This is a genomic window from Actinomycetospora chibensis, assembly GCF_028737215.1.
Lineage (GTDB): Bacteria > Actinomycetota > Actinomycetes > Mycobacteriales > Pseudonocardiaceae > Actinomycetospora > Actinomycetospora chibensis.
In genome coordinates, this window is sequence record NZ_JAQZAM010000019.1 from 69,398 (window position 1) to 93,333 (window position 23,936).

At 74.4% G+C, this 23,936-nt stretch carries 26 protein-coding genes; 15 read left to right on the plus strand and 11 right to left on the minus strand.

Annotated elements, in window-relative coordinates:
• The first annotated feature begins 40 nt into the window (after positions 1 to 40).
• The 4 genes from dhaK to PH189_RS24790 are packed head-to-tail and all read left to right on the plus strand — an operon-like array spanning position 41 to position 4,531.
• The gene (dhaK, locus tag PH189_RS24775; RefSeq protein WP_274191518.1) at positions 41 to 1,042 is read left to right on the plus strand and encodes a dihydroxyacetone kinase subunit DhaK; all 1,002 of its coding nucleotides are present in this window, start codon (positions 41 to 43) and stop codon (positions 1,040 to 1,042) included.
• Positions 1,042 to 1,707: a dihydroxyacetone kinase subunit DhaL gene (gene dhaL / locus PH189_RS24780; protein ID WP_274191519.1), complete on the plus strand. Its 666-nt coding sequence runs from the start codon at positions 1,042 to 1,044 to the stop codon at positions 1,705 to 1,707. Before dhaK ends, dhaL begins: the two co-directional genes overlap by 1 nt.
• Positions 1,704 to 4,223 (plus strand): phosphoenolpyruvate--protein phosphotransferase, encoded by a 2,520-nt coding sequence (gene ptsP, locus PH189_RS24785; protein WP_274191520.1) that lies wholly within the window; start codon positions 1,704 to 1,706, stop codon positions 4,221 to 4,223. Before dhaL ends, ptsP begins: the two co-directional genes overlap by 4 nt.
• On the plus strand, positions 4,220 to 4,531 hold the full coding sequence (locus PH189_RS24790) for a hypothetical protein (protein ID WP_274191521.1): 312 nt from the start codon (positions 4,220 to 4,222) through the stop codon (positions 4,529 to 4,531). The genes ptsP and PH189_RS24790 overlap by 4 nt, the downstream gene beginning before the upstream one ends.
• A gap of 58 nt (positions 4,532 to 4,589) precedes the next feature.
• On the opposite strand, the gene PH189_RS24795 is transcribed toward PH189_RS24790, so the two are convergent.
• From PH189_RS24795 to PH189_RS24805, 3 genes are all read right to left on the minus strand, one after another.
• Positions 4,590 to 5,534 carry an SDR family oxidoreductase gene (locus PH189_RS24795; protein ID WP_274191522.1) on the minus strand — a complete coding sequence of 315 codons (945 nt, stop codon included), beginning with the start codon at positions 5,532 to 5,534 and terminating at the stop codon, positions 4,590 to 4,592.
• Positions 5,535 to 5,666: 132 nt separating this feature from the next.
• Entirely contained in the window at positions 5,667 to 7,352 is a 1,686-nt protein-coding gene (locus PH189_RS24800; protein WP_274191523.1) for an alpha-keto acid decarboxylase family protein, read from the minus strand.
• Between the two features lie 112 nt (positions 7,353 to 7,464).
• Positions 7,465 to 7,620, minus strand: coding sequence for a DUF6131 family protein (locus PH189_RS24805; protein ID WP_274191524.1), 156 nt, complete (start codon positions 7,618 to 7,620; stop codon positions 7,465 to 7,467).
• 309 nt (positions 7,621 to 7,929) lie between these two features.
• Between PH189_RS24805 and PH189_RS24810 the strand changes: the two genes are divergently transcribed.
• Entirely contained in the window at positions 7,930 to 8,163 is a 234-nt protein-coding gene (locus PH189_RS24810) for a hypothetical protein (RefSeq protein WP_274191525.1), read from the plus strand.
• A 10-nt stretch (positions 8,164 to 8,173) separates the two neighbouring features.
• Here PH189_RS24810 and PH189_RS24815 read toward each other — a convergent pair whose 3' ends face one another.
• Positions 8,174 to 8,818, minus strand: a complete 645-nt coding sequence (locus PH189_RS24815; protein ID WP_274191526.1) for a PaaI family thioesterase — start codon at positions 8,816 to 8,818, stop codon at positions 8,174 to 8,176.
• A 170-nt stretch (positions 8,819 to 8,988) separates the two neighbouring features.
• Between PH189_RS24815 and PH189_RS24820 the strand changes: the two genes are divergently transcribed.
• Together PH189_RS24820 and PH189_RS24825 are read left to right on the plus strand one after the other, a co-directional pair.
• Positions 8,989 to 9,369 (plus strand): STAS domain-containing protein, encoded by a 381-nt coding sequence (locus tag PH189_RS24820; RefSeq protein ID WP_274191527.1) that lies wholly within the window; start codon positions 8,989 to 8,991, stop codon positions 9,367 to 9,369.
• 107 nt (positions 9,370 to 9,476) lie between these two features.
• Positions 9,477 to 10,994, plus strand: coding sequence for a PP2C family protein-serine/threonine phosphatase (locus PH189_RS24825; protein WP_274191528.1), 1,518 nt, complete (start codon positions 9,477 to 9,479; stop codon positions 10,992 to 10,994).
• Here PH189_RS24825 and PH189_RS24830 read toward each other — a convergent pair.
• A complete protein-coding gene (locus tag PH189_RS24830; RefSeq protein WP_274191529.1) occupies positions 10,981 to 12,822 on the minus strand; it encodes a sugar phosphate isomerase/epimerase and 4-hydroxyphenylpyruvate domain-containing protein in 1,842 nt (613 codons plus the stop codon). The two genes, PH189_RS24825 and PH189_RS24830, sit on opposite strands and share 14 nt — an antisense overlap.
• Positions 12,812 to 13,723 carry a shikimate dehydrogenase gene (locus tag PH189_RS24835; RefSeq protein WP_274191530.1) on the minus strand — a complete coding sequence of 304 codons (912 nt, stop codon included), beginning with the start codon at positions 13,721 to 13,723 and terminating at the stop codon, positions 12,812 to 12,814. Before PH189_RS24835 ends, PH189_RS24830 begins: the two co-directional genes overlap by 11 nt.
• 80 nt (positions 13,724 to 13,803) lie before the next feature.
• Between PH189_RS24835 and PH189_RS24840 the strand changes: the two genes are divergently transcribed.
• From PH189_RS24840 to PH189_RS24855, 4 genes are all read left to right on the plus strand, one after another.
• Positions 13,804 to 14,460 (plus strand): TetR/AcrR family transcriptional regulator, encoded by a 657-nt coding sequence (locus PH189_RS24840; protein WP_274191531.1) that lies wholly within the window; start codon positions 13,804 to 13,806, stop codon positions 14,458 to 14,460.
• Between the two features lie 89 nt (positions 14,461 to 14,549).
• On the plus strand, positions 14,550 to 15,905 hold the full coding sequence (locus PH189_RS24845; protein ID WP_274191532.1) for an MFS transporter: 1,356 nt from the start codon (positions 14,550 to 14,552) through the stop codon (positions 15,903 to 15,905).
• Entirely contained in the window at positions 15,902 to 16,681 is a 780-nt protein-coding gene (locus tag PH189_RS24850) for an N-acyl homoserine lactonase family protein (protein ID WP_274191533.1), read from the plus strand. Before PH189_RS24845 ends, PH189_RS24850 begins: the two co-directional genes overlap by 4 nt.
• A gap of 19 nt (positions 16,682 to 16,700) precedes the next feature.
• The gene (locus PH189_RS24855; protein ID WP_274191534.1) at positions 16,701 to 17,387 is read left to right on the plus strand and encodes an NADPH-dependent F420 reductase; all 687 of its coding nucleotides are present in this window, start codon (positions 16,701 to 16,703) and stop codon (positions 17,385 to 17,387) included.
• 123 nt (positions 17,388 to 17,510) lie between these two features.
• Here the strand turns inward: PH189_RS24855 and PH189_RS24860 are convergent, their stop codons facing one another.
• From PH189_RS24860 to PH189_RS24870, 3 genes are all read right to left on the minus strand, one after another.
• A complete protein-coding gene (locus PH189_RS24860) occupies positions 17,511 to 18,260 on the minus strand; it encodes a GAF and ANTAR domain-containing protein (RefSeq protein WP_274191535.1) in 750 nt (249 codons plus the stop codon).
• 23 nt (positions 18,261 to 18,283) lie between these two features.
• Entirely contained in the window at positions 18,284 to 18,493 is a 210-nt protein-coding gene (locus PH189_RS24865; protein ID WP_337994187.1) for an ANTAR domain-containing protein, read from the minus strand.
• 126 nt (positions 18,494 to 18,619) lie between these two features.
• Positions 18,620 to 18,889, minus strand: coding sequence for a helix-turn-helix domain-containing protein (locus PH189_RS24870; protein WP_274191536.1), 270 nt, complete (start codon positions 18,887 to 18,889; stop codon positions 18,620 to 18,622).
• Positions 18,890 to 18,938: 49 nt separating this feature from the next.
• On the opposite strand from PH189_RS24870, the gene map reads away from it, so the two are divergent.
• From map to PH189_RS24890, 4 genes are all read left to right on the plus strand, one after another.
• Positions 18,939 to 19,730, plus strand: a complete 792-nt coding sequence (map, locus tag PH189_RS24875; RefSeq protein WP_274191537.1) for a type I methionyl aminopeptidase — start codon at positions 18,939 to 18,941, stop codon at positions 19,728 to 19,730.
• 118 nt (positions 19,731 to 19,848) lie between these two features.
• Complete coding sequence (locus tag PH189_RS24880) at positions 19,849 to 20,277, plus strand: DUF6069 family protein (protein ID WP_274191538.1); 429 nt, start codon at positions 19,849 to 19,851, stop codon at positions 20,275 to 20,277.
• Between the two features lie 56 nt (positions 20,278 to 20,333).
• On the plus strand, positions 20,334 to 20,669 hold the full coding sequence (locus PH189_RS24885) for a YciI family protein (protein ID WP_274191539.1): 336 nt from the start codon (positions 20,334 to 20,336) through the stop codon (positions 20,667 to 20,669).
• An 18-nt stretch (positions 20,670 to 20,687) separates the two neighbouring features.
• Positions 20,688 to 21,896, plus strand: coding sequence for an RNA polymerase sigma factor (locus PH189_RS24890; RefSeq protein ID WP_274191540.1), 1,209 nt, complete (start codon positions 20,688 to 20,690; stop codon positions 21,894 to 21,896).
• Between the two features lie 10 nt (positions 21,897 to 21,906).
• On the opposite strand, the gene PH189_RS24895 is transcribed toward PH189_RS24890, so the two are convergent.
• Complete coding sequence (locus PH189_RS24895) at positions 21,907 to 22,584, minus strand: alpha/beta hydrolase family protein (RefSeq protein ID WP_274191541.1); 678 nt, start codon at positions 22,582 to 22,584, stop codon at positions 21,907 to 21,909.
• 65 nt (positions 22,585 to 22,649) lie between these two features.
• Positions 22,650 to 23,816 (minus strand): TolB-like translocation protein, encoded by a 1,167-nt coding sequence (locus tag PH189_RS24900; RefSeq protein ID WP_274191542.1) that lies wholly within the window; start codon positions 23,814 to 23,816, stop codon positions 22,650 to 22,652.
• Positions 23,817 to 23,936 lie beyond the last annotated feature (120 nt).

The window sequence follows — 23,936 nt, forward strand, 5'->3', positions numbered from 1 at the left end:
GACGATCGTCGGCCCGGCGCTCTACGTCAGGAGTCGAATCATGAAGAAGCTTCTCAACGACCCGGCCGACCTCGTCGCGGAGTCCCTGCGCGGGCTGGACCGCGCGCATCCCGAGCTCCGGGTCGACCACGAGAACCGGATCATCTACCGCGCCGACGCGCCCGTGTCGGGCAAGGTCGGGCTGCTCTCCGGCGGGGGCAGCGGCCACGAGCCCGCGCACGCCGGGTTCATCGGCCCCGGGATGCTCGACGCGGTCTGCGCCGGCGAGGTCTTCACGTCGCCCGTGCCCGACCAGATGGCCGAGGCCACCAAGAACATCGACAGCGGCGCCGGCGTGCTGCACCTCGTCTGGAACTACACCGGCGACGTCATGAACTTCGACATGGCCGCCGAGCTCGCCGCGGCGGAGACCGACACGACGGTCGAGGCCGTGGTGATGAACGACGACGTCGCCGTCGAGGACAGCCTCTTCACCGCCGGCCGGCGCGGGACCGGTGCCGCCATCGCCGTCGAGAAGATCGTCGGCGCCGCCGCCGAGCAGGGGCGCAGCCTGTCCGAGCTCGCCGACCTGGCCCGTCGCGTCAACGACAACTCCCGCAGCATGGGCATGGCGCTGACGTCCTGCACCGTCCCGGCCAAGGGCAGCCCCACCTTCGACCTCCCCGACGACGAGATCGAGATCGGGATCGGCATCCACGGCGAGCCGGGCCGGCGTCGTGTCCCGCTCGCGCCCGCGCACGAGATCGCCCCGATGCTGGTCGACCCCGTGCTCGCGGACCGCGACTTCACCGGCGGGGACGGCGTCCTCGTGTTCGTCAACGGCACGGGCGCGACACCGCTGCTCGAGCTGTACCTGATGTACGGCGAGATCGCCGCCCTGCTGGACAAGGCGGGCGTCGTCCCGGTCCGCACCCTGGTCGGGCCCTATGTCACCAGCCTGGACATGGCCGGGTGCTCGGTCAGCATCACGCAGCTCGACGACGAGCTCCTGCGGCTCTGGGACGCGCCCGTGGCCACCTCCGGCCTGCGATGGGGCATGTGATGGCAGCTGGTTCTCCCGGTGTCGACCTCGACACCCTGCAGCGCTGGCTGCGGGCGTTCGCCGCGTCCGTGGCCGAGCACAAGGACGAGCTGACCGACCTCGACGCCGCGATCGGCGACGCGGACCACGGGGCGAACATGCACCGCGGCATGAGCGCGGTGGTGGACGCCCTCGACGCCGCACCCGCCGCGGACCCGGCGGCGCTGTTCAAGCAGACCGGCATGACGCTGGTCAAGTCGGTCGGGGGAGCGAGCGGACCGCTCTACGGCACGTGGTTCCTCCGCATGGCCCCGGCCACGGGCGGCGCCACGACGCTCGACCCCGAGACGTTCGCGAAGGCGCTGCGCGCGGGTCTCGAGGGGGTGGTCGCCCGCGGCAAGGCGGAGCTCGGCGACAAGACGATGGTCGACGCCCTCGCCCCGGCCCTGGACGCGCTCGACGCCGCACTGGCCGCCGGCGAGTCGCTGGCGGACGCGTTGCGGGCCGCCTCCACCGCCGCGGACGAGGGCCGTGACGCGACGACCCCGATGGTCGCCCGCAAGGGACGGGCGAGCTACCTCGGGGAGCGCAGCGCGGGCCACCAGGATCCGGGCGCGACGTCGGCCGCCCTGCTGGTCGCCGCGGCCGCCGGCTCGGTCGGCGGGGCCGTCGCGGAGGGTGCGTGACCGTCGGGATCGTCGTCGTGTCCCACAGCCGGGCCCTCGCGGAGGCGGCGGTGGCGCTGGCGGGGGAGATGCTGCAGGACGGCCGCGGCCCGATCGAGGTCGCCGCCGGCCTCGACGACGGCGGCTTCGGCACCGACGCGATCGCCATCAGCGAGGCCGTCGCCCGCGCCGACCAGGGCGACGGGGTGGTCGTGCTGATGGACATGGGCAGCGCGGTGCTCTCCGCCGAGCTGGCCCTCGAGATGGTCGACGACGACGTCCGCGAGCGCGTGGTGCTCACGCCGGCCCCGCTCGTCGAGGGGCTCGTGCTGGCCTCGGTCAGCGCGGCGGGGGGTGCCTCGGCCGCGGCCGTCGCCGCCGAGGCGGGCGACGCCCTGGAGGCCAAGGCGGTTCATCTCGGTCCGGCCGATCTCGGCCCGTCCTCGACCCCGCTCGAGCCCGGCACCGCCGACACCGCGCCGGCCGGCGACGAGGAGGTCGGGTCCTTCACCGTCGCGATGCCGCACGGGCTCCACGCCCGGCCCGCCGCGCAGCTCGTGCGGGCGCTGCACGGTCTCGACGCCGAGGTGCGTCTGCGCAACGTCACGCTCGACGGGCCGGAGGTCTCGGCGGCGAGCCTGTCGAAGGTCGCGACCCTCGGTGCCCTCCACGGCCACGAGGTCGCGGTGCGGGCCCGGGGCGGCGACGCCGCGGAGGCGCTCCGCCGGATCCTCGGGCTCGCCGGGGACGGGTTCGGCGAGGCCGGCCCGGCGCCGGCACCGCTCGCGGTCGAGCTCGACGTCGAGGAGCAGCGGACCGAGCACCGGCCGGTCCCGGCGTCGCCCGGCATCGGGATCGGGCCCGTGCGGGTCGCGCGCCGGGCCGCCGTCACCGTCCCCGACGCCCGGCCCGGCACCCCGCACGAGCAGCGCGGCCGCCTGGACGAGGCCCGGACCCGCGCCCGCGACCAGCTCCACGGCGTCCGCGGCACCGCCGCCCGCGAGATCGGCGAGGCCGAGGCCGCCATCTTCGACGCCCAGGTGCTGCTGCTCGACGATCCCGACCTGCTCGCCGACGCCGGTGCCCGTATCGACGGCGGCGCCGACGCCGCGCGCGCCTGGGCGGACGCCCTCGACGACGTGGAGCAGGGGTTCGCGGCCGCCGCGGACGAGTACCTGCGTGCTCGCGCCGCCGATGTGCGCGACGTGCGCGACCGGGTGCTGCGCGCCCTCGGTGGCCGCGAGGAACAGGACACCGCGCCGGACGGGATCCTCGTCGCCGACGACCTGTCCCCCGCCGACGCCGCCGCCCTCGACCCGGCGCGCACGCCCGCGGTGGTCCTGGCCGGAAGCAGCCCCACGGCGCACGCCGCGATCCTGCTGCGTGCCCGCGGTGTGCCCGCCGTCGTCGGGGTCGGCGCCGCGCCGGCCGCCCGCGCCGGCGAGGCCACGCTCCTCGTCGTGGACGGGACCACCGGCGAGGTCGTCGTGGACCCCGACGACGCCACGCTGGCCGCCTTCCGCGACCGGGCCGCGGCGTTCGACCGGCGCCGGGACGACGCGCGGCGTCGGGCGCACGAACCGGCCGTCACCCGTGACGGGACCACGGTGCTCGTCGGCGCCAACCTCGGGTCGCCCGAGGACGCCCGGGCCGCCCACGGGGCCGACCTCGCCGGCCTGGTCCGCACCGAGTTCGGCTTCCTCGACCGGCGGGAGGCCCCGACCGTCGACGAGCAGGAGGCGTCCTACCGCGCGATCGCGGAGGCGATGGACGGCCGGATCACGCTGCGCACGCTCGACGTCGGTGGCGACAAGCCGCTGGACTACCTGCCGGTGGCGCCCGAGGCCAACCCGTTCCTCGGGGTCCGGGGCATCCGGCTGGCGCTGGCCCGCCCTCGGATCCTCGCCGACCAGCTGACGGCGATCGTGCGGGTCGCCCACGACCATCCCCTCGACGTCATGTTCCCCATGATCGCGGCGGTCGACGAGCTCACCGCCGCCCGCCGGGCGCTGGACGAGGCCGTCGAGGCCGTCGGCCGGGGTCGCCCGGCCGGCCTGAGGGTCGGGATCATGGTCGAGGTGCCGGCGGCGGCGCTCAAGGCCGCCGCGTTCGCGCCGCACGTCGACTTCTTCTCGATCGGCACCAACGACCTCACCCAGTACACGCTGGCCGCCGAGCGCGGCAACGACCAGCTCGCCGCCCTCGCCGACGCCCTCGACCCCGGGGTCCTCGCGCTGATCGCGGCCACGGTGCGCGGGGCCGGGGACGACGTGCTCGTCGCGGTCTGCGGCGAGCTCGCCGGCGACGAGGCCGCCGTCCCGATCCTGATCGGTCTCGGGGTCCGCGAGCTCAGCGTCGCCCCGGGCGCCGCGGCCACGGTCAAGGAAGCCGTCCGGGACGTCGACCTCGGTTCTGCCCGCGACGTCGCCGCGGCCGCCCTGACCTGCCCCGACGCCGGTGCGGTCCGCGCCCTGCTGTCCACGGAGCGAACCGTCGGCGGGCGTCCCGGCGTCCCGTCCGTACCGTGGACGGGATGAACACCACGAGCACGAAGTCCGGGGCGGGGTGGCTGCGCCCGTGGATGCAGCTCGTCGAGATCACGGTCTCGACCCCGATCGTCATCTCCTACCGGACGGCGCGGCTCGTGCTGGGCGGATGGCCGCCGAACGCCAAGGAGCGCCGGGAGCTGCAGCGGATGGTCACCGAGAAGGCGAGCGCGTTCGGCCGGGCGGGATACGCCGCGGTGGTGCACCCCCCGCGGGACACCGCGCAGTTCGTGGGCAACGTCCTCGCCCCCGTGCACCAGTCCGTGACGGGCAACCGGCGGCGTCTCGCCGGGCGCTGAGCACGATGCCGGGCCCGACGCCGGGCACGGACGTCCGGCGAGACGAGAGCGCCCGTCGTCACCCGGTCATCAGGCCCACCCGCACCAGCTCCTCGGACACCGTCCAGACCCGCTCGGCCTCGTCGGCGCTGCGCAACGGCGGGTAGAGCTTCTGCTCCGCGGGCGCGCCCCCGAGGTTCCCGGGCCCGCCCGGCCCGTAGAACAGGCCGCCCCGGGCCTCGGGGGACGTCGCCGCGAGGAGCGCGGGGAGGCCCGCCGACTCGGGCGTGCCGACGAGGATGCCGCGCGCGGAGAGGGCGCCGATGACCCGCCGTCCCAGGGTGGGGCGGTCGCGGCCGACCTCGCTGCGGGCGGAGAGCAGGTTCGTCGGCGCGATGCCGGGGTGCGACAGGTTGCTGGTGATGCCCCAGCCGTGGGCGCGGCTGCGCCGGTCGAGCTCGAGGCCGAAGAGCCCGAACGCGATCTTCGACTGGCTGTAGGCGCGCATCCCGTCGTAGGAGCGCTCCCAGTCCAGGTCCTGCCAGTTGATCGTGCCGGAGCGGGCGGCGACGCTGATCTGCGAGGTCACGCGGGCCGCTCCGGCCCGCAGCAGCGGCATCAGGTGGGCCACCAGCGCGACGTGGCCGAGGTGGTTGGTGCCGAACTGCAGCTCGAACCCGTCGGCGGTGCTCTGCCGGTCCGGCGGGGTCATGACGCCGGCGTTGTTGATCAGGATGTGGATCGGCCGGCCCTCCTCGCGCAGGGTGGCACCGAGGTCGGCCACCGAGGCGAGCGAGGACAGGTCGAGGGTCCGCAGCGAGACGTCCGCCCCCGGCGTCCGGTCCGCGATCGCGGCGAGCGCCGCCTCGCCCTTGCGGGGGTTCCGGACGGGCAGGACCACCTCGGCGCCGGCGGCGGCGAGCCGTGCGGCGACGCCGAGGCCGACGCCGTCACTCGCTCCGGTGACGACGGCGCGCCTGCCCGTCAGGTCGGGGACGGTGATGTCGGGCCGTGTGCGTGGCATGGGATCGCTCCTGAGCTCTCGGGGATGTGACTCGAGAGTGCGGCGCTCCGGGAGCAGGAACCACGGCCCGTCGATCCGAGGCTGGCCGGGCCCGGGCTGAGCGGACCGGGCTGGCCGGACCGATGGTGGGGATCAGGACGTCTCGAACGCCGCCCGGCCGGTGGTGGACAGGCCCCGGGCGAGCTCGAGCAGGAGACGGGGCGCGTCCTTCGGCGGCAGGACGACCTCGATGAACGCCGCGGTGCCCGGCGTCCCGGCGTGGTCGAGGGCGGCGCGGAGCTCGCCGACGGTCCGGGCGCACACCGCGTGGACGTCCGGGGCGCCCAGGGCGGCGGGCAGGCGGGTCCAGTCCCACGCGGTGATGTCCTGGTAGACGGCGTCCGGGCTCTGGATGGCGCGCTCGACGGTGTACCCGTCGTTGTTGAGCAGGAGCACGATCGCGTCCGGCGCGCGGGCGTAGAGCATCCCGAGCTCCTGCGCGGTGAGCTGCGCCGAGCCGTCGCCGATCACCAGCACGGGACGTCGGTCGGGGCGCGCGAGCGCGGCGCCGAGCGTGGCCGGCAGCGTGAAGCCGATCGACGACCAGATCGGCTGGCCGAGCAGGTCGGACTCGGCGGGGAGGGAGAGGTCGAGGGCGCCGTAGAAGGCGGTGCCGGCCTCGGCGACGAGGGTGGTGCGGGGGGCGATCCAGCCCTGCAGCCGGCTCCAGAACCGGGCGTGGTCGAGCGGCTCGTCGTCCGCGCCCGGCACGTCGTGGCCGGACGGTGCGAGCTCCACCGGCGGCGCCGGCGAGAACCCCGCCGCCCCGACGAGCTCGTGGAGGACCTGCAGTGAGTCCTCGAGGCGCACCCGCGGGTACACGGCGCGCCCGATCCGGGCGTGGTCGATCGCGAGCTCCACGGCGGCCTCGCGGTCGTAGCGGTGGGTGAAGAACCCCGTCGTGAAGTCGCTGTGGACGGTGCCGGCCATGACCAGGAGGCGGGCGTCGTCGACGGCGGCGCGGGCGGCGTCGGAGCGGGTGGTGGCGCCGAGGTAGGTCCCCAGGCTGGCGCGGTGCTCCTCGTCGACGAGCGCCTTCGACCCGGACTGCGAGGCGACCCTTACCCCGGGCAGCTCGGCGAGCCCGGCGACCACGTGCTCGAGGCCCCGGCGGTGCACGCGCGGACCGGCCAGGACACAGACGTCGTCGTGGCCCTGCAGGTGCGCCGCCAGCCCGGCACGGAACTGCTCGAGGCCGGCGGGGTCGCCCGCGGGGGCGACCAGCGGCTCGACCGAGCCGGCTCCGGCGGCGGCCGTGGCCACGTCGGCGGGCACCCCGATGTACACCGGCTTGCTCGTCTCGAGGGCCACCCGCAGGACACGATCGATCTCGGCGACGGCGTTGTGGGGCTCGAGGACGGTCTGGGCCGCGGTCACCTCGCGGAACACGCGCTCGAAGCGGCGGAAGTCGCCGTCGAGGAAGGTGTGGTGCAGCGGGGCGCCGGCGGCCATGGCGGTCCCCGACGGCATCCCGACGACGTGGACGACGGGGACGTCCTCGGCGTAGCTGCCCGCGATGCCGTTGACCGCGGAGAGCTCCCCGACGCCGTACGTGGTGACGAACGCCCCCACCCGGCGCCCCACCCGCGCGTAGCCGTCGGCCGCGTAGGAGGCGTTGAGCTCGTTGGTAGACCCGACCCACTCCAGCCCCGGCACCGGCAGCATCTCGTCGAGGAGCGCGAGGTTGAAGTCCCCGGGGAGGCCGAAGAGGTGGCCGACGCCGAGCTGGACGAGCCGGGTCGCCAGGTGGGCCCCGACCGAGCCGGACGGTGTCGCCATGGGGTGTCCTCTCGGTGCGGGTGCCGCACCACCGTAGGCACACCGTCGCGTGCTCACTCCGGGGTGACCCGCCGGCGGCCCGTGTGGGCCGCCGGCGGATCCCCGGGAGTGCCTAGAAGTAGGTCTTGCGTCCCACGGGGCGCCCGACGGCGCCGAGCAGGGTGAGGATCAGGCCGACGACCAGGAGGATCCAGCCGATGGTGGCGATGATGCTCGGGACGGGGGCCACGTAGCCCACGACGATGAGGATGATGCCGAGGATGATCACAGGTTTCTCCGATACCGGGGGGAGCGTGCGAGGAGCCGGCCCGGGTCGTCCGTCTGCAACCCGGCCGGTCGGAGGTGACAACGAGCCCGACCGATGCGCCGGTGCTGGTCGGCGCGGATTCCCGACGTAATTGGGCCGGTCGCCGGGGCGCCGCTGCGACCGGACGAGGCCGCTGGGCCGTCACGTCCCGCGCGGCGGGGCAGTCGGGGGAGCACCCGGAGCAGTGACGAGATCGTCGGACGTCATGCGGAAAGTATTTGCCGCCGGGACGGGCCGCCGGTCTCCGCGGAGCGCCGAGACTCGGTGGCCATGGCGGACGGTGAGCACCTGGTGTGGCACCAGGATCTGATCTGCCCGGGCGAGTGGTGCCGAGGTCGCATCCGTCGCTTCCCACCGGGCTTCCTGGTCGACGACGGACGTCGCGAGCGACGCCGCTGCCCGTCGTGCGGGACCTCGGTGACGGCGCCGGCGTTCTACGTCTCGGGGAGCGTCCGCGCCGACGTCGGGTGGCCGTCGCTGGCGGCGCCCGCCGAGGAGGACTGAGGACCTCGTGTCAGGTCTGGCCCGGGTTCAGCGCGACGAAGAGGGCCGTGGCCTCCGCGCACAGGCGGTCGCCGTCGTGGAGCGTGCCGCGCAGGAAGTGCTTGCGCCCCTCCTCGCGGTCGAAGAAGGCCGCGACCCGCAGCTCGGTGTCGATCGGGGCGACGGAGCGGTAGTCGACGTGCAGGTAGGCGGTCCGGGAACGCGGGCGTCCCCCGCCCAGGGCGAGCCTGCCGAGCAGGTCGTCGAACAGGTACGGGATCGCGCCGCCGTGGACGACGCCGTTGCTGCCCAGGAAGTGCCGGCCGAACCGGACCCGCCCGGTCATCCGCTCGTCGTCGACCTCGTCGACGTGCAGCGCGGGACCGGCCACCTGCGCCCGGCCGGCAGCGGAACCGAGCCGTCCGGAGAGCTGGTCGGGCTCGTCGACCTCGTACGCGGCCAGCGCGGCGCTCAGCTCCGCGACGGTCTTCGTCGTGGACCGCACGACCTCGGCGCTCGGGGCGGCACCGGCGAGGCGGTCGAGCAGCTCCCGGACCTGGTCGATCATGTCCGTGTAGCCCTCGGGCACCGGACGGCCCAGCCAGGTCTCGGTGTCGGGACGGTGCGGGTCGGTCCGGACGAGCGGCGCGGCCAGCACGATCGCCTCGTCGTCCACCCGATGCTCCCTGTCCTCGCGGTTCACGTCCGTCCGACACCGTGCGCCACTGCGGCCCGGGGCGCACACCAGGTCGTGGGAAAGGTGCACATCGTCACCTCGGCCGCGGGCACGATTCCTCCCCCCGACGCCGCTGTCGGGGCGTTCGTCCGGGCAGGGATGATGACGCCATGACCGAGCGCGAATCGGTGGACGACGACCCGTTCGGGGACGAGCCGTCGGGCTCGGTGGCCCTCGATCAGGTGGCCGAGGGCATCGTGCTCGCCGTGTCCGGGGCCCTCGACCTCGCGCTCGCGCCTGCGCTGCGGCGGACCGTCGAGCGGGCCGCGCGGCTGCGTCCGGCCCTGCTGGTGCTCGACCTGACGGAGGTGACGTTCCTGGCCTCCTCCGGCATGGCCGAGCTCGTCCGCACCCACCGGCAGCTCGGGGGCGAGATCCCGGTTCGCGTCGTGGCCACCGGGCGGCTCGTCCTGCGTCCGCTGGAGCTGACCCGTCTCACCGACGAGCTCGCGATCCACGCGACGCTCGCCGACGCCCTCGCCTCCGGGTGAGGGCGGAATGACCGCGACGCCGCCCGGCAGCGAGCGCCCGGGGCCCGACGCCGAGGCTCTGCTGACCGCGCTCGCCGCGGTGTTCACCGGGACGGACGGGGGCGCGGGTGCCCGTCGAGCGGGTGGTGCTGGGTCCGGACCGGCTCGCCGCCCTGCGCGCGGTGGACGGCGGGGGTGTGCTGATCCCCGACGACGCGCAGCTCGCCGCGCTGGTCCCGGGGGCGACGGCCGGGCTCGTCGTCGTCGACCGTGAGGACTCCGGCGGCGGGACGGCGCTGGTCACCCGGGTGCCGGTGGACCGCACCCCCCTGGTCGCGGCCGAGGCGGTGGCCGCCGCGACCGGCGGGCTGCGCAGCAGCGTCGCGGCGCTGCGTGCCGAGGCCGCCGTGATCGACGCCCTGCAGTCGGTGGGCCGGCGGCTGACCGCGCAGCTCGACGTCGACCAGCTCGTGCAGGAGGCCACCGCCGCGGCGACCACGGCCGTCGGGGCGGCGTTCGGCGCCTTCCTCTACAACCTGATCAACCAGTTCGGCGAGTCGTACACCCTCTACACGCTCTCCGGGGCGCCCCGCGAGGCCTTCTCCCGCTTCCCGATGCCGCGCAACACCCTGGTGTTCGCGCCGACGTTCGACGGCGAGGGCACCGTCCGCAGCGACGACATCAGCGCCGACCGGCGTTTCGGCCGCAACGCCCCCTACTACGGGATGCCCGAGGGGCACCTGCCCGTGTCCAGCTACCTCGCGGTCCCGGTGATCAGCCCGACCAGCGGCGAGGTGCTCGGCGGGTTCTTCTTCGGCCACCCCGAGCGCGGGCGGTTCACGAGTCGCCACGAGTACCTGGCCGAGGGCATCGCCGGCTACTCGGCCATCGCGCTGGACAACGCCCGGCTCTACGAGCGCGAGCGGAACTTCACCCGCGAGCTCTCGCGCAGCATGCTGCCCGAGGCGCCCGCCGTGCCGGGGCTGGACCTCGTCACCCGCTACCTGCCCGCGGCCACCGGGCACAAGATCGGCGGCGACTGGTTCGACGTCATCCCCCTCGACGTCGGCGGCACCGCGTTCGTCATCGGCGACGTCGTCGGCCACGGGGTCACCGCCGCCACGATCATGGGTCAGGTCCGCACCGCGATCCGCGCCTACGCCGTGCTCGGCCTCGCGCCCTCGGACGTGCTGCGCTACGTCTCCGCGCTGCTCGAGACCTTCGCGGAGCCGACCTTCGTCACCTGCTTCTACGCCGTGCTCCGCCCGGACGAGGGGCTCGTCTACGCCAACGCCGGGCACCTGCCGGCCGTCCTGCGCCGCGCCGACGGGACGATCGAGCAGCTCGGGGAGGCCATGGCCCAGCCGCTCGGCGTCGGCCGCGTGTTCTCCGAGCGCAGCGCGGAGCTCCCGCCCGGGGCCGACCTCCTGCTCTACACCGACGGGCTGGTCGAGAGCCGCACCCGCGACGTCACCCAGGGCATCGAGTGGCTGCTCGAGGCGGTCGCCGCGCTGCCCCGGCCGGTCACCGCCGCGGCCTGCGACGGCCTCGTCGCGAACCTCACCGGCGGCGTCCACGACGACGACGTCGCGCTCGTCCACGTCCACCGCGCCGACGGCACGGCATCGACCCTCAGCCCGGGGTGAGCGCCCGGCGCGCGAGGCGCTGCCGGCGGTGGGCGCTCATGCGCACCGGGGTGTCGGTCCAGCCGTACCCGTCGTCGTCGCCCACCCGCTGGACGAGGGCGACGAAGATTCGCCCGGCGAGGACCTCGGTGCAGACCTGGAGGTACGCGCCGCCCGGGCCCTGGTCGTGCAGGACACCGAGCTCGCGGTACGCCGCGAGCCGGTCGGACGGCAGGTCGACGCGCGCGGCGAGGTCCTCGTAGTAGTTGTCGGGGATGCCGAGCAGGGGCGCCCCGGCGGCCCGCGCGGCCCGGGCGGCGGCAACGACGTCGTCGACGGCGAGCGCGATGTACTGCGGCTCCGGGATGCCCGGCGCCCACTCGCCGCGACGCAACAGCGAGACCGTGAGGGCCAGCCGGACGCGCCGGGCGGGGTCGGCGAGGGCGCGGCTGCGCACGAGGCCGAACGGGGCCGCGAACTCGCCGGCGGTGCCTGGCTGCAGCCCGAGGACCGCGCGGTAGAACAGGGTCGCCTCGTCGAAGTGGTCGAAGGGCTGGGCGAGCCCGACGTGGTCCACGGCGGTCACGCCGAGTCCAGCAGCTGCGCTCCGCGTGGTGCGGAAGTCGCCGCTCCAGTCGCTGTCGACGCCGGGCCGGCAGAAGAACAGCGCGGTGCCGTCGGGAGCGGTGACCGCAGGGAGGTCGGCCTCGGCGGGACCGTGCGCACGGGCGAGGCAGGGCGCTCCGAGCCGGGCCGCCCGTCGGGCCGCGGCCGGCGGGTCCGCCGACTCGACCGCGAGCGCACTGATCGCCGCCGCGGGCCCCTCGGCGCGGTTGACCAGGACGCGGGCGCGGCCCTGCTCCCAGCGGTCGACGGGCTTGGTGAGGTGGTGCCCGGTGCGGGCGAAGCCCAGGGCGGTGAGCGCGTGGTCGAGCGCCGGGTCCTCGCCGCCGGTGGCAATCTCGACGAACGCCGTGCCCTCGACCGCGGGCGCGGGTCCGCCCACCGGATCGGTCCCGGTGCCGCCGGCGGCCGTCGCCTCGGCGAGCGCGAGCAGGGAGCGGTGCCCGTCCACGGCGGTGCGCACGGGGTCGGCCTGACGGAAGACGTCGTTGAAGACCTCGAGCGAGAGCGGTCCCGCGTAGCCGGCGTCCAGGACAGCGGCGAGGAAGCGCGGCAGGTCGAAGCCGCCCTGGCCGGGGAAGAGCCGGTGGTGGCGGCTCCACTGCAGCACGTCCATCGAGAGCACCGGGGCGTCGGCGAGCTGGAGGAAGAAGATCTTCTCGCCGGGGATCGCGGCGATCCCGTCGATCTCGGACGTGCGGGAGAGGACGTGGAAGCTGTCGAGGCAGAGGCCCAGCGCCGGGTGGTCGGCCCGCCGGACGACGTCCCAGGACGCCTCCCACGTGTCGACGTGCCGGCCCCAGGCGAGCGCCTCGTAGGCCAGCCGCAGGCCGCGCTCCGCGGCCCGGTCGGCCAGGTCGGCCAGCTGGCCGGCGAGCCGGTCGGGGTCCGCGACGGCGTCGGAGGCGACCGAGGAGCACACGAGCACGGTGTCGGTGCCCAGCGCCCGCATGACGTCGAACTTGTGCTGGGCGCGACGGTGGTTCGCGGCGAGGCGGTCGTCGTCGGTGGAGTCGAGGTCGCGGAACGGCTGGTAGAGGTCGATCGACAGGCCCAGGTCGGCGCAGCGCAGCCGGACCTCGCCCGGCGACATGGGCGAGGCGACGAGGTCGGGCTCGAAGATCTCGATGCCGTCGAAGCCCGCCGTGGCGGCGGCGGCCAGCTTGTCCTCGAGGGCCCCGGACAGGCAGACCGTGGCGACGGCGGTGTGGGGGTCAGCCGGCACGGTGGTCCTCCCGGGGGGTGGGCTGGGCCGGTGCGCCGACGAGCTCGAGCAGGTGGCGGCGCATCCGGGCGGTGTCGGGCGCCAGCCCGGTGAACAGGTGCAGCGCGTCGGCGGCCTGGTGCACCGCCATCAGGCCGCCGTCGAGCGTCGGGCACCCGATGCCGGCCGCGGCCTCCAGCAGGGCGGTCCGCAGCGGGCGGTAGACGATCTCCGCGACCCACAGGCGCGGGTGCAGCACGGTGGCCGGGACGGGCAGGCCCGGGTGGTCGGCCATACCGGTCGGGGTGGCGTGGACGAGGCCGTCGGCGGCGGCGAGGACGTCGCCGATCGCTGCGGCCGCGGCGGCGTGCGCGCGGCCGGGGCCGAAGGTCGTGTCGAGCCGGGCGACGAGCTCGCGGGCCCGATCGCCGTCGACGTCGAGGACGTCGACGGCGCCGGCCCCGGCGGTGAGCAGGGCGTGCGCCGCGGCGGCGCCGGCACCACCGGCCCCGAGCACGGCGACCCGTCCGAGCGCGGCCCCGGGCAGGCCCGTCCGCAGGGCCGCGGCGAAGCCCGACCAGTCGGTGTTGTGGCCCAGGCTGCGGTCCCCGTCGAACACCACCGTGTTGACCGCCCCGATCGCCGCGGCGTCGGGGGAGAGCGCGTCGAGATGGGGCAGGATCCGCTGCTTGACGGGGTGGGTGACGTTGACGCCCCGCAGGCCGGCGTCGCGGGCCTCGGCGAGGAGGTCGCCGACGTCGGCGGGGCCCAGGCCGCGCACGTCGAGGTCCACCAGCGTGTAGCGGTACGCCAGCCCGAGGGCGCGCGCCTCGCGCTCGTGGAGCGCGGGGGAGAGCGACGGGCCGATGCCCGCACCGATCAGGCCGACGTGCACGGTGTCGGGGTCGGCGAGGAGTCTCACGGCCCGCAGCGTACGTACCAGATGGTTCATTATCCAGCCGTGCTGGCTTCGTCCGGACCCGCGCCGCCTAGGGTCGGGGCGTGACCGAGGAGGCGGAGGTGGCCGAGCGGCGCCGCGACGCCGTCCGCACCCGTGCCGACCTGCTGGCCGTGGCCACCACCGAGTTCGCCGATCACGGGTTCTCCGGCGCGCGCGTGGACGAGATCGCGGCGCGCACCCGCACGACGAAGCGGATGATCTACTACTACTTCGGCAGCAAGCGCGGGCTCTACCTGGCGGTGCTCGAGAACGCCTATGCCGGCATCCGGGTTCTCGAGGCCCAGCTCGAGGTCGAGCACCTCGACCCGGCCCGCGCGATGCGGGCGCTCGCCGAGCTCACGTTCGACCACCACGAGTCGCACCCCGACTTCGTCCGTCTGGTGGCGATCGAGAACATCCACCGCGCGGAGCACCTGCGCACGTCGGAGGTCCTGGCCGGCCTCGCGGCGCCCGCTGTCGACGTGCTGGGCGGCATCCTCGAGCGCGGTCGCGCCGCGGGACTCTTCCGCGACGATGTCGACGCCCTCGACGTGCACATGGTGATCAGCGCGTTCTGCATCTTCCGCACCGCGAACCGGTACACCTTCCAGGCCGTGTTCGACCGGGACCTCCTCGACCCCGACCGGCGCGCGCACTACCGGCGCATGGTCGGCGACCTCGTCCTGGAGTACCTGACTGCGCACGTCGGGCGGGCCTGACCCGAGCGGCTTGACACGGCCGTGCGTCTCAACTCACCATCCGGTACGTAACCGAACGGTACATAGACGCACCGTGTCGAGGAGTGGTCGTGACCGCATCGCCGCAGGCGCCCACCGGGCCCCCTGCCCAGCCCCGCAAGGCCGCGCTGGCCGCCTGGATCGGCAGCGCGCTGGAGTACTACGACTTCTTCATCTACGGCACGGCCGCCGCGCTGGTGTTCAACAAGCTGTTCTTCCCCGGGGCCGAGCCGGCGACGGGCACGCTGCTCGCCCTCGCGACGTTCGGCGCGGGCTACGTGGCGCGACCGGTCGGGGCCTTCGTGCTCGGACACCTCGGCGACCGCTTCGGCCGCAAGCGGATCCTCGTGTCGACGGTGCTGCTCATGGGCGTCGCGACCTTCGCCGTCGGCTGCCTGCCGACCTACGCGTCCATCGGCATCGCCGCGCCGATCATCCTCGTCGTGCTGCGCCTGCTGCAGGGCTTCTCGGCGGGCGGTGAGCAGGCCGGCGCCTCGTCGACGAGCCTCGAGCACGCCCCGTCGAACCGCCGCGCGTACTTCACGAGCTTCACCCTCGGCGGTACCCAGTTCGGCCAGGTGCTCGCCACCGCGATCTTCCTGCCGGTGGCCGCGCTGCCCACGGAGGACCTGCTGAGCTGGGGCTGGCGCCTGCCGTTCTGGCTCAGCGCCGTCGTGGTCGTCGCCGGGCTCCTCATCCGCCGCACCCTCGACGAGACGCCGGTCTTCCAGGAGCAGCAGCGTCGCGCCGAGACCTCCCGCGCGCCCGTCGCGGAGCTGTTCAGCTCGCACCTCGGCGCCGTCGTGAGGGTGGTGCTGGCCTCCACGATCGCCACCGTCAGCACGATCTTCACCGTCTACGCGCTGTCCTACGCCGTGAACGACGTCGGGCTCTCGCGCACCGCGATGCTCTGGGTCGGGGTGGTCGCCAACGTCGTCGCCATCGTCGTCATCCCGCTGTTCGGCGCGCTGGGCGACCGTATCGGCCGCAAGCCCGTGTTCCTCGCCGGCTCGATCGCGATGGCGGTGACGATGGCCGGTTACCTCGCCGCGATCTCGGCCGGCAGCTATGTCTGGATCTTCGTCCTCGGCATCCTGGTGTTCGGCCTCGGCAACAGCGCCACCGGTGGCGTGTGGCCCGCCTTCTACGGGGAGATGTTCCCCGCCCGCGTCCGGCTCTCCGGGGTCGCGATCGGCACGCAGATCGGCTTCGCGGTCGCCGGCTTCGCACCCTCGATCGCCGCCGCCCTCGCGGGGGACGACGGCAGCAACTGGCCGGCAGTGGCCGGCTTCGTCGCCGCGGTGTGCCTGCTCAACATCGTCGCCGTGGCCACCGGTCGCGACTACTACCGCACCCCGACCGAGGACTTGGGCGTGAGCCCGGTGCCACGGTCGCAGCCCGCCGCGGCCAGCCCGACGGCCTCGTGAGCCTCGTGGGCGGGGCACCGCCGTTCGCGGTGCACGCTGTCCGCTTCGCGAGCCGGCCCGGCGTGCGGGGTCAGCACTTCCTCGGCCACGACGACCGCGCGGGCGAGCCCCACCCCACCGCCTACTACGTCTGGCTCGCGACGAACGCCGACCACGTCGTCCTCGTCGACGCCGGGATCGACCCCGGTCGGCCCGTGCCGATCGACGGGATCACGTTCCACCGCTCGCCCGTCGAGGGGCTCGCCGAGCTGGGCGTCCGTCCGGAGCAGGTCGACCACGTCGTGCTGAGCCACCTGCACTACGACCACACGGGCACGGTCGCGGCCTTCCCCGCCGCCCGCTACGTCGTGCAGCGCGGGGAGCTCGAGTACTGGACCGGCCCGATGGCCGCCCGCATCCGCCGGGAGCACTGGCTGGTCAGCGGCGAGGACGTCGGCCACCTCACGGGGACGGCGCGGTCCCGGCTCGACGTCGTCGACGGCACCGCCGAGATCGTGCCCGGGCTGGAGGTGCACCACGTCGGCGGGCACACCGCGGGCATGCAGGTGGTCCGCGTGCGGACCGCCGCCGGCCCGGTGGTGCTGGCCTCCGACGCCGCCCATTTCCACGAGAACCTCGCCGACGACCACCCGCCGCCGATCCTGCACTCCGTGCCCGACGTCCACACCGCCTTCGACCGGCTCGTCGAACTCGCCGGCGACGACGGCCTCGTCGTCCCCGGTCACGACCCCCGCGTGGTCGAGGGCGCCGGGTCCGGCGTCGTCCGCCTGGCCTGACCGGCGCCGGAATCAGGTCGTGCGACGCCGGGTTCTGGTCGTCATGAGGATCGGGATCATCGGTGCAGGCATGATCGGCGGAACGCTGACGCGGCGGCTGAGCGCTCTGGGGCACGAGGTCCGGGTGGCCAATTCCCGGGACCCCGAGACGTTGGCCGAGCTGGCCGCGGAGACCGGCGCGACGGCCGTGTGGGCGCGCGAGGCCGCCGTCGACGCGGACGTCGTGATCGTCAGCATCCCGCAGAAGAACACCCCGGACCTCGCGCCGGGCCTCGTGACGTCGGCGCGGCCGGGCGCGCCGGTGATCGAGACGAACAACTACTACCCGCAGCAGCGCGACGGCCGCATCGACGCGCTCGAGGACGGCACCCCCGAGAGCGTGTGGGTCGCCGAGCACCTCGGCGTGCCGGCCTACAAGGTGTTCAACGGCATCTACTGGAAGCACCTGCTCGAGCGCGGGAGGCCGCGTGGCGAGCAGGGGCGGATCGCGCTGCCGGTCGCGGGTGCGGACGGGCCCGGCAAGGACACGGTGTTCGCCCTCGTCGACGAGCTCGGGTTCGACCCGGTCGACGCCGGCCCGCTCGAGGAGTCGTGGCGCCAGCAGCCCGGCACGCCGGTCTACGGCAAGGACCACGACGCCGAAGGCGTCAGCGCGGCCCTCGCCGAGGCCACCCCGGGACGTCCGGAGGAGTTCCGGGCCGCGTAAGGCCCGGAGATGACGACGGTCCCGCCGGCTCGTGAAGGCTGAACCGACGGGACCTGAGTCGACGTCCTACCCGCGGGCTGCACGGCCGACCTGGCGCGGTGGTACCCACCTCGTTGCGCCGGGCTAACGTCCGTGGCCGCCCCGTCTGCCGGGCTTCTGCGCCTCGCCGACCAGCCAGGTCGCCACGTCCACGAGCTTGATGTTCGTCTGTTGGGACGACTCCACGAGGATGGCGAAGGCCCGCTCGGGCCCCACGCCCATCCGCTCGATCAGGATGCCCTTGGCCTGCCCGATGACGTCCCGGCTGGCCAGGGCCCCGGCCATCCCGTGGACGCGCCGGGCGCCGTGGAGCACCAGGGCGGCCTGGGTGGCGAACAGCGAGCCGGTGTCCGTCGTGGCCTCGTCGAACACCCCGGTCTCCGACGCGTACAGGTTCAGGGCTCCGGCGCTGCCCTTGTCGGTGAAGAGCTGGAACGCCATCAACGACCCGATACCGCGCCGCTCGGCCTCGACGGCCCATCGGGGCCAGCGGGCGCGCACCTGAGTGATGTCCTCGATCACCGTCCGCTGCTCGTACCAGATCGAGTCGAGGCACGGTCCTTCCCCGAGCTGGGTCTGGAGCTCGTCGAGCTCGCGCACGACGTCGTTGCTCGGCGCGCGGGCCGTCACGATCCCGCCGCGTTCGACGAGCGAGACGCCGGCCTGCTCGACGTGCGGGATGGTGTGGATCGCGCCTCGCACGATCAGCTGCAGGGTGTGCTCGACGTCCTCGTCCGCCCCCCGTTCGACCAGGCCGCGAGCCGCCTCCTCCAGGGCCCGTGCCAGCTCGACACCCGCACGTTCACCGGTGCTCACCGGCTGCTGGTCGCCCACGCGGGACTCCTTCGCGTGTCCCGTCACCGACTCGGGTGGCCGTTCCCGCGGCGGGCGACGAGCGTGCCGACGACCTGGGCCGCCATCTCGGGCACCGTCAGGTCCCCTCGTGCCGCCCAAGCGCGCAGCATCCCGGCCGCCTCGCTGATCGGCACGCCGTACCGCGCGGTGAGCATGCCCTCGGCCTGGTGGACCCGGGGGTCGAAGGGCCGGACGTCATCGTTCATGGTCACCCGCTGCGCTCGTGGCTCGCGGCGCGTGGAGAGCCGCGGATCGGGCCACGGCGGGGTCCGGACCGGGCTCGACGCCACTGTGCTCCCGACCGGTCGGGAAGTCCACCGCCGTCCGGAGCTTCGCCGTCAGGCGCTCCGGGGCTCCGCCGGGGCGTCCGCGGCACACCGGTCGGCGAGCTGGTCGAGCGGCACCCCGAGCTCGGTGCACAGCGTGACCACGGTGAAGAACGCGGGCGTCGGGACCCGGCCCGTCTCGATCTTGCGGAGGGTCTCCGGGGACATCCCGACCGCCGTAGCCACCGAGGTCATGCTCCGCGGCCCGCGCGCCGCGCGCAGGACCTCGCCGAGTCGCCGGCCTCGCTCGTGGTCCTGCGGGGTCAAGGGCACGCGCACCATGACCGTGATACTAATACCGGGATAACTATCCCACTGGCGAGGTACGGCGATGATCGAGCTCAAGACCCCTGCCGAGATCGAGCGGATGCACACGACCGGACGCTTCGTCGCCCACGTCCTGCAGGCCGTGGGGGAGCGGGCCGCCGTCGGCGTCAACCTCCTCGACCTCGAGCTCCTCGCCCGTGAGCTCATCCGGGAGCGCGGCGCGGAGTCGTGCTACTGGGACTACGCCCCCTCCTTCGGCCGTGGCCCCTTCCGCAACGTCATCTGCCTGTCGGTCAACGACGCCGTCCTGCACGGCCTGCCCCACGACCACGTGCTGCGCGACGGCGACGTCCTGACCATGGACCTCGCCGTCGCCGTCGACGGCTGGGTCGCCGACTCCGCCCGGACCGTCATCGTCGGCACCCCCCGGGAGGAGGACCGCCAGCTGGTCCGGGCCGGCGAGGAGGCCCTCGAGGCCGCGATCGACGCCGCGCAGGCCGGTCAGCACCTCGGCGACATCTCCGCCGCCATCGGTGCGGTCGCCGCCCGTCACGGCTATCCGGTCAATCTCGAGTTCGGCGGGCACGGGCTCGGGCGCACGATGCACGAGGACCCTCACGTGGCCAACGACGGACGGGCCGGGCGGGGGCTGCGCCTGCGGCCGGGGCTCACCCTGGCCCTCGAGCCCTGGTTCGCCCGCACCACCGACAAGATCACCTACGACCCGGACGGCTGGACCATCCGCTCGGCCGACGGCTCGCGAACGACCCACTCCGAGCACACCATCGCCATCACCGAGGTCGGCCCCCTGGTGCTCACCCGGCGCGAGGGCGAGCTCGCCGGCTCGGGCACCTGAGGGGCCGGCGAAAACTCTCGGAGGAATTTCCGGGGGCGTGTCGACACGGGTCGACCCCGTTCGTCGCCTGAGTAAGAGAGCGGCAACCGGGCCGCTCCCGCACCCACCGGAGGTCCCCGTGTCCCCGACCACCACCGCCACCGTCCACGCCGACGACACCACCGCGGCCGCCCCGGGCGTCGGCTCGATGCTCCTGGCGGGCGCGGCGGCCACCGTCGCCGCGTCCGTCGCCACCGCGGCCGTGGCCGCCGGCGGCCAGGCGATCGGCATCAGCACCGCCGTCGCCGGCGCGCCGATCCCGACGACCGGGTTCGCCGTCCTGACGGCGATCTTCTCCGTCCTCGGGCTGGTCATCGCCACGGCGCTGCGGCGCTTCGCCCGCCACCCGCGCACGGCGTGGGTGCGCACCACCGTCGCGCTGACCGTGCTCTCCTTCGTGCCGGACGTCCTCGCCGACGCCGCGGTGTCCACGAAGATGCTGCTGATCCTCACCCACGTCGTGGCTGCCGCGATCGTCATTCCCGCCGTCGCCCGCCGGCTGGCCTGACTCCGACATCCCGTCCGAGGACGTCACGAACAGGAGCGAACACCGTGCACTACCTCATGAGCGTCGAGCTCGACCAGAGCGGACCCCGGCCCACCGAGGCGGAGCAGGAGCGGAACTTCGCCCGGGTCGGCGCGGTGAACGACGAGATGAAGGCGCAGGGGATCTGGGTCTTCGCCGGGGGCCTGTTGCCCTACGACAGCGCCACCGTCGTCCGCGTGCAGGACGGCACCACCACCATGACCGACGGGCCGTTCGCGGAGACGAAGGAGCAGCTCGCCGGGTTCTGGGTCATCGAGGTCCCCGATCTCGACGCGGCGCTGGGCTGGGCCGAGAAGTGCGCGGAGGCCTGCGAGGCGCCCATCGAGGTCCGGCCCTTCGACGGCCTCGCCTGACCGGGATGCGTCGTCCGCATGGACCTCACCAGCGTCTACCGCGCCGAGTACGGCCGCTGCGTCGCCACCCTGACGCGCCTCCTCGGCGACATCGGGCTCGCCGAGGAGGCCGTCCAGGACGCGTTCGCGGCGGCGATGGAGAAGTGGGCGCAGCCGGGGGAGGAGGTGCCGCGCAACCCGGGCGCCTGGATCGTCACCACCGCCCGGAACCGGGCTCTCGACCGCATCCGCCGCGAGTCCACCCGCGAGGCCCGCCACGCGCAGGCCCTGCTGCTGCACCAGCCCGAGGAGACCGAGGAGGTGGGACCGGTGCGCGACGACCAGCTGCGTCTGATCTTCACCTGCTGCCACCCGGCGCTCTCCCCGCTCGCGCAGACCGCGCTCACCCTGCGCCTGCTCGGCGGGCTCGAGGTCCCCGAGATCGCCCGCGCCTACCTCGCGCCCGAGGCGACGATCTCCCAGCGGATCGTCCGCGCCAAGAAGAAGATTCGCGACGCCGGCATCCCGTACCGGGTGCCCGGGGAGGCGGAGCTGCCCGACCGCCTCCCGCCCGTACTGACCGTGCTCTACCTGATCTTCAACGAGGGCTACACGGCGACGGCGGGCCCGCTGCTGCGCACCGATCTGTCCGCGGAGGCGGTGCGCCTCGCCCGGGCGCTCGCCGACCTGATGCCCGACGAGCCGGAGGTGCTCGGCCTGCTCGCGCTGCTGCTGCTCACCGAGGCCCGCCGCCCGGCCCGCACGGCGCCCACCGGCGAGCTGGTGACCCTCGCCGAACAGGACCGCACCCTGTGGAACCGGGAGCTGATCGCCGAGGGGCACGAGCTCGTCCGGCGCTGCCTGCGCCGCGACCGTCCCGGTCCGTACCAGATCCAGGCCGCGATCAACGCCGTGCACACCGACGGTCCGGCCACCGACTGGACCCAGGTCCTGGCCCTCTACGACCAGCTCATGGCGCTCAACCCGACCCCGATCGTCGCGCTCAACCGCGCCGTCGCCGTCGCCGAGGTGCACGGACCCGCCGCCGCCCTCGCCGCGGTCGAGGAGCTGGACATACCCGGCTACCACCTGCTGCCCGCCACCCGCGCCGACCTCCTGGCGCGTCTGGGCCGGACCGACGAGGCCGTCACCGCCTACGCGGAGGCGATCACCCTGGCCACGAACGACACCGAACGGACGTTCCTCGAGACGCGACGGGCGGGCCTCGCCTCGGAGGTGAGCGGCTGATCCGGCCGCCTCACGGGGCGGTGCGACCGCCGAGGTGCGTCGCGAGGTGCCGTTCGATCGCGCGGTGCAGCAGGACCTGGTTCTCGGGGTTCTCGAAGCCGTGCCCCTCGTCCTCGGCGAGGAGGTACTCGACCGGCACCCCGCGCTCGCGCAGCGGCGCGACGAGGTTGTCAGACTCGGCCTGCACGACGCGGACGTCGTTCGCGCCCTGGGCGACGAGCAGCGGGGTCCGGATGCGGTCGACCATCGTGATCGGGGAGCGCCGGCGCATCTCGGCCAGTTGCTCGGGGTCGTCGGGGTCGCCGACGTAGCGGATCCAGTTGTTGGTCATGTTCGCTCGCACGAACGGGGGCAGCGTAGCCAGGAAGTTCGCCAGGTCGGAGATGCCGACGTAGTCGACGGCCGCGGCGAACCTGTCCGGGGTCACGGTGACGCCGACCAGCGCGGCGTATCCGCCGTAGGAGCCGCCGAGGATGGCGACGCGGTCGGGGTCCGCGTAGCCCTGGGCGACGGCCCAGTCGACGGCGTCGACGAGGTCGTCGTGCATCGCGCGGGCGAACTCGCCGATCGCGGCGAGGAGGTGGCGACGCCCGTGGCCCGTGGAGCCGCGGAAGTTCACGCGGAGCACGGCGTAGCCGCGGTTCGCGAGGAACTGCACGGTCGCGTTGTAGCCCCAGGTGTCGTGCATCCACGGCCCGCCGTGCACCAGCAGGACCAGCGGCAGGCCCTCCGGGGCGACCCCGACGGGCAGGGTCAGGAACCGTGCAGCGGGAGGCCGTCGCGGGCCGGGAAGGCGACCGGGGTCATCGGCGCGAGGACCGCCGGGTCCGGGTGCTGGTCGCCGCCCGAGAGCAGGCGGCTCTCCCCGGTGGCGTGGTCGTAGAACCAGGTCGACCCCGTCGGCTCGCGGTCGTGGCCGAAGGTGGCGATCCAGCGCTGCTCGTCCAGGTCGGACGACACCGCGTTCAGGGCCCCGTCGGACAGCTTCTCCAGCGCGGCCTGGACCTCGGCGAAGTGGGGGTCGAGCGGGACGATGCGGGGTCGGTCGCCGGTGAAGCGGGCGGCGATGACCTCCCCGGTGCGCCGGCTGACGAACACGCTGGGCGGCAGGGTGTCGGCGACCGAGCTCAGGGTGTCCAGGCTGTGGCCCTCGACGGCGGCGACCACCGTCTGCTCGCCGGTGTCGCGGTCGATCCGGGTCAGCCGCAGGTCGTCGGAGTCCTGGTAGTCGCCGAGCAGCGCCCCGCGGCCGTCCGGGGTGGGCAGCAGGAAGAGGCCCATGGGGTGCTCCGGACCGCCGACCCGGTGGATGACTCGTCGCTCGCCGGTGTCGGGGTCGACGGCGGCGATCTCGTGGGTGCCCTCGGCGTCCTGGGCGACGTACCAGCTCGGGCGCCCGGCCCGGTCGAGCAGGAAGGTCTCCGCCGGGTCGGTGCGCTCCACGAGCGGGGTGGTCTCACCGGTGGCCACATCGAGGCGGAAGACGTCGACGAACAGCGGGCGGGGGTTCATGTAGACGATCACCGAGCCGGGCACCGTCGTCTCCGGCTCGACGGCGAACACCCGCGAGCCCGGGGCCAGCGGCGTCAGGTCGACGGCCGGCTGGTCCGGGTGGTCGAGGTCGACACGGTGCAGGTGCCACGCCTCGTCCCCGTCGGTGTCCTGCCGGTAGAGGAGCCACCGGGGGTCGTCGGTCCAGTAGTAGGTGCTGATCCCGCGGCGGGTGTCGTGGGTGACCGGGACGGCCTGCTCGTGGTCCTGGTCCACGCCGCGCACCCACACGTTGCGGCGCCCCCGGTGCGGCGCGAGGTAGGCGATCCGGGTGCCGTCCGGGGAGATCGACGGGTCCGCGAACGGAGGATCCGCGAAGAAGTCCTCGACATCGACGAGGTCGTGCCTCGGCACCGGTATGGCGGTCATCGTCCCAATGAACACCGTGTCGTCGCGGCATGGTCAAGGCGCGCTGGGAGCTCAGAGGGGGACAAGGGGTCGGCCGCCGGGTCGGGGTTGTCGGTCGGGGTCGATCCAGCTCGGTGGGGT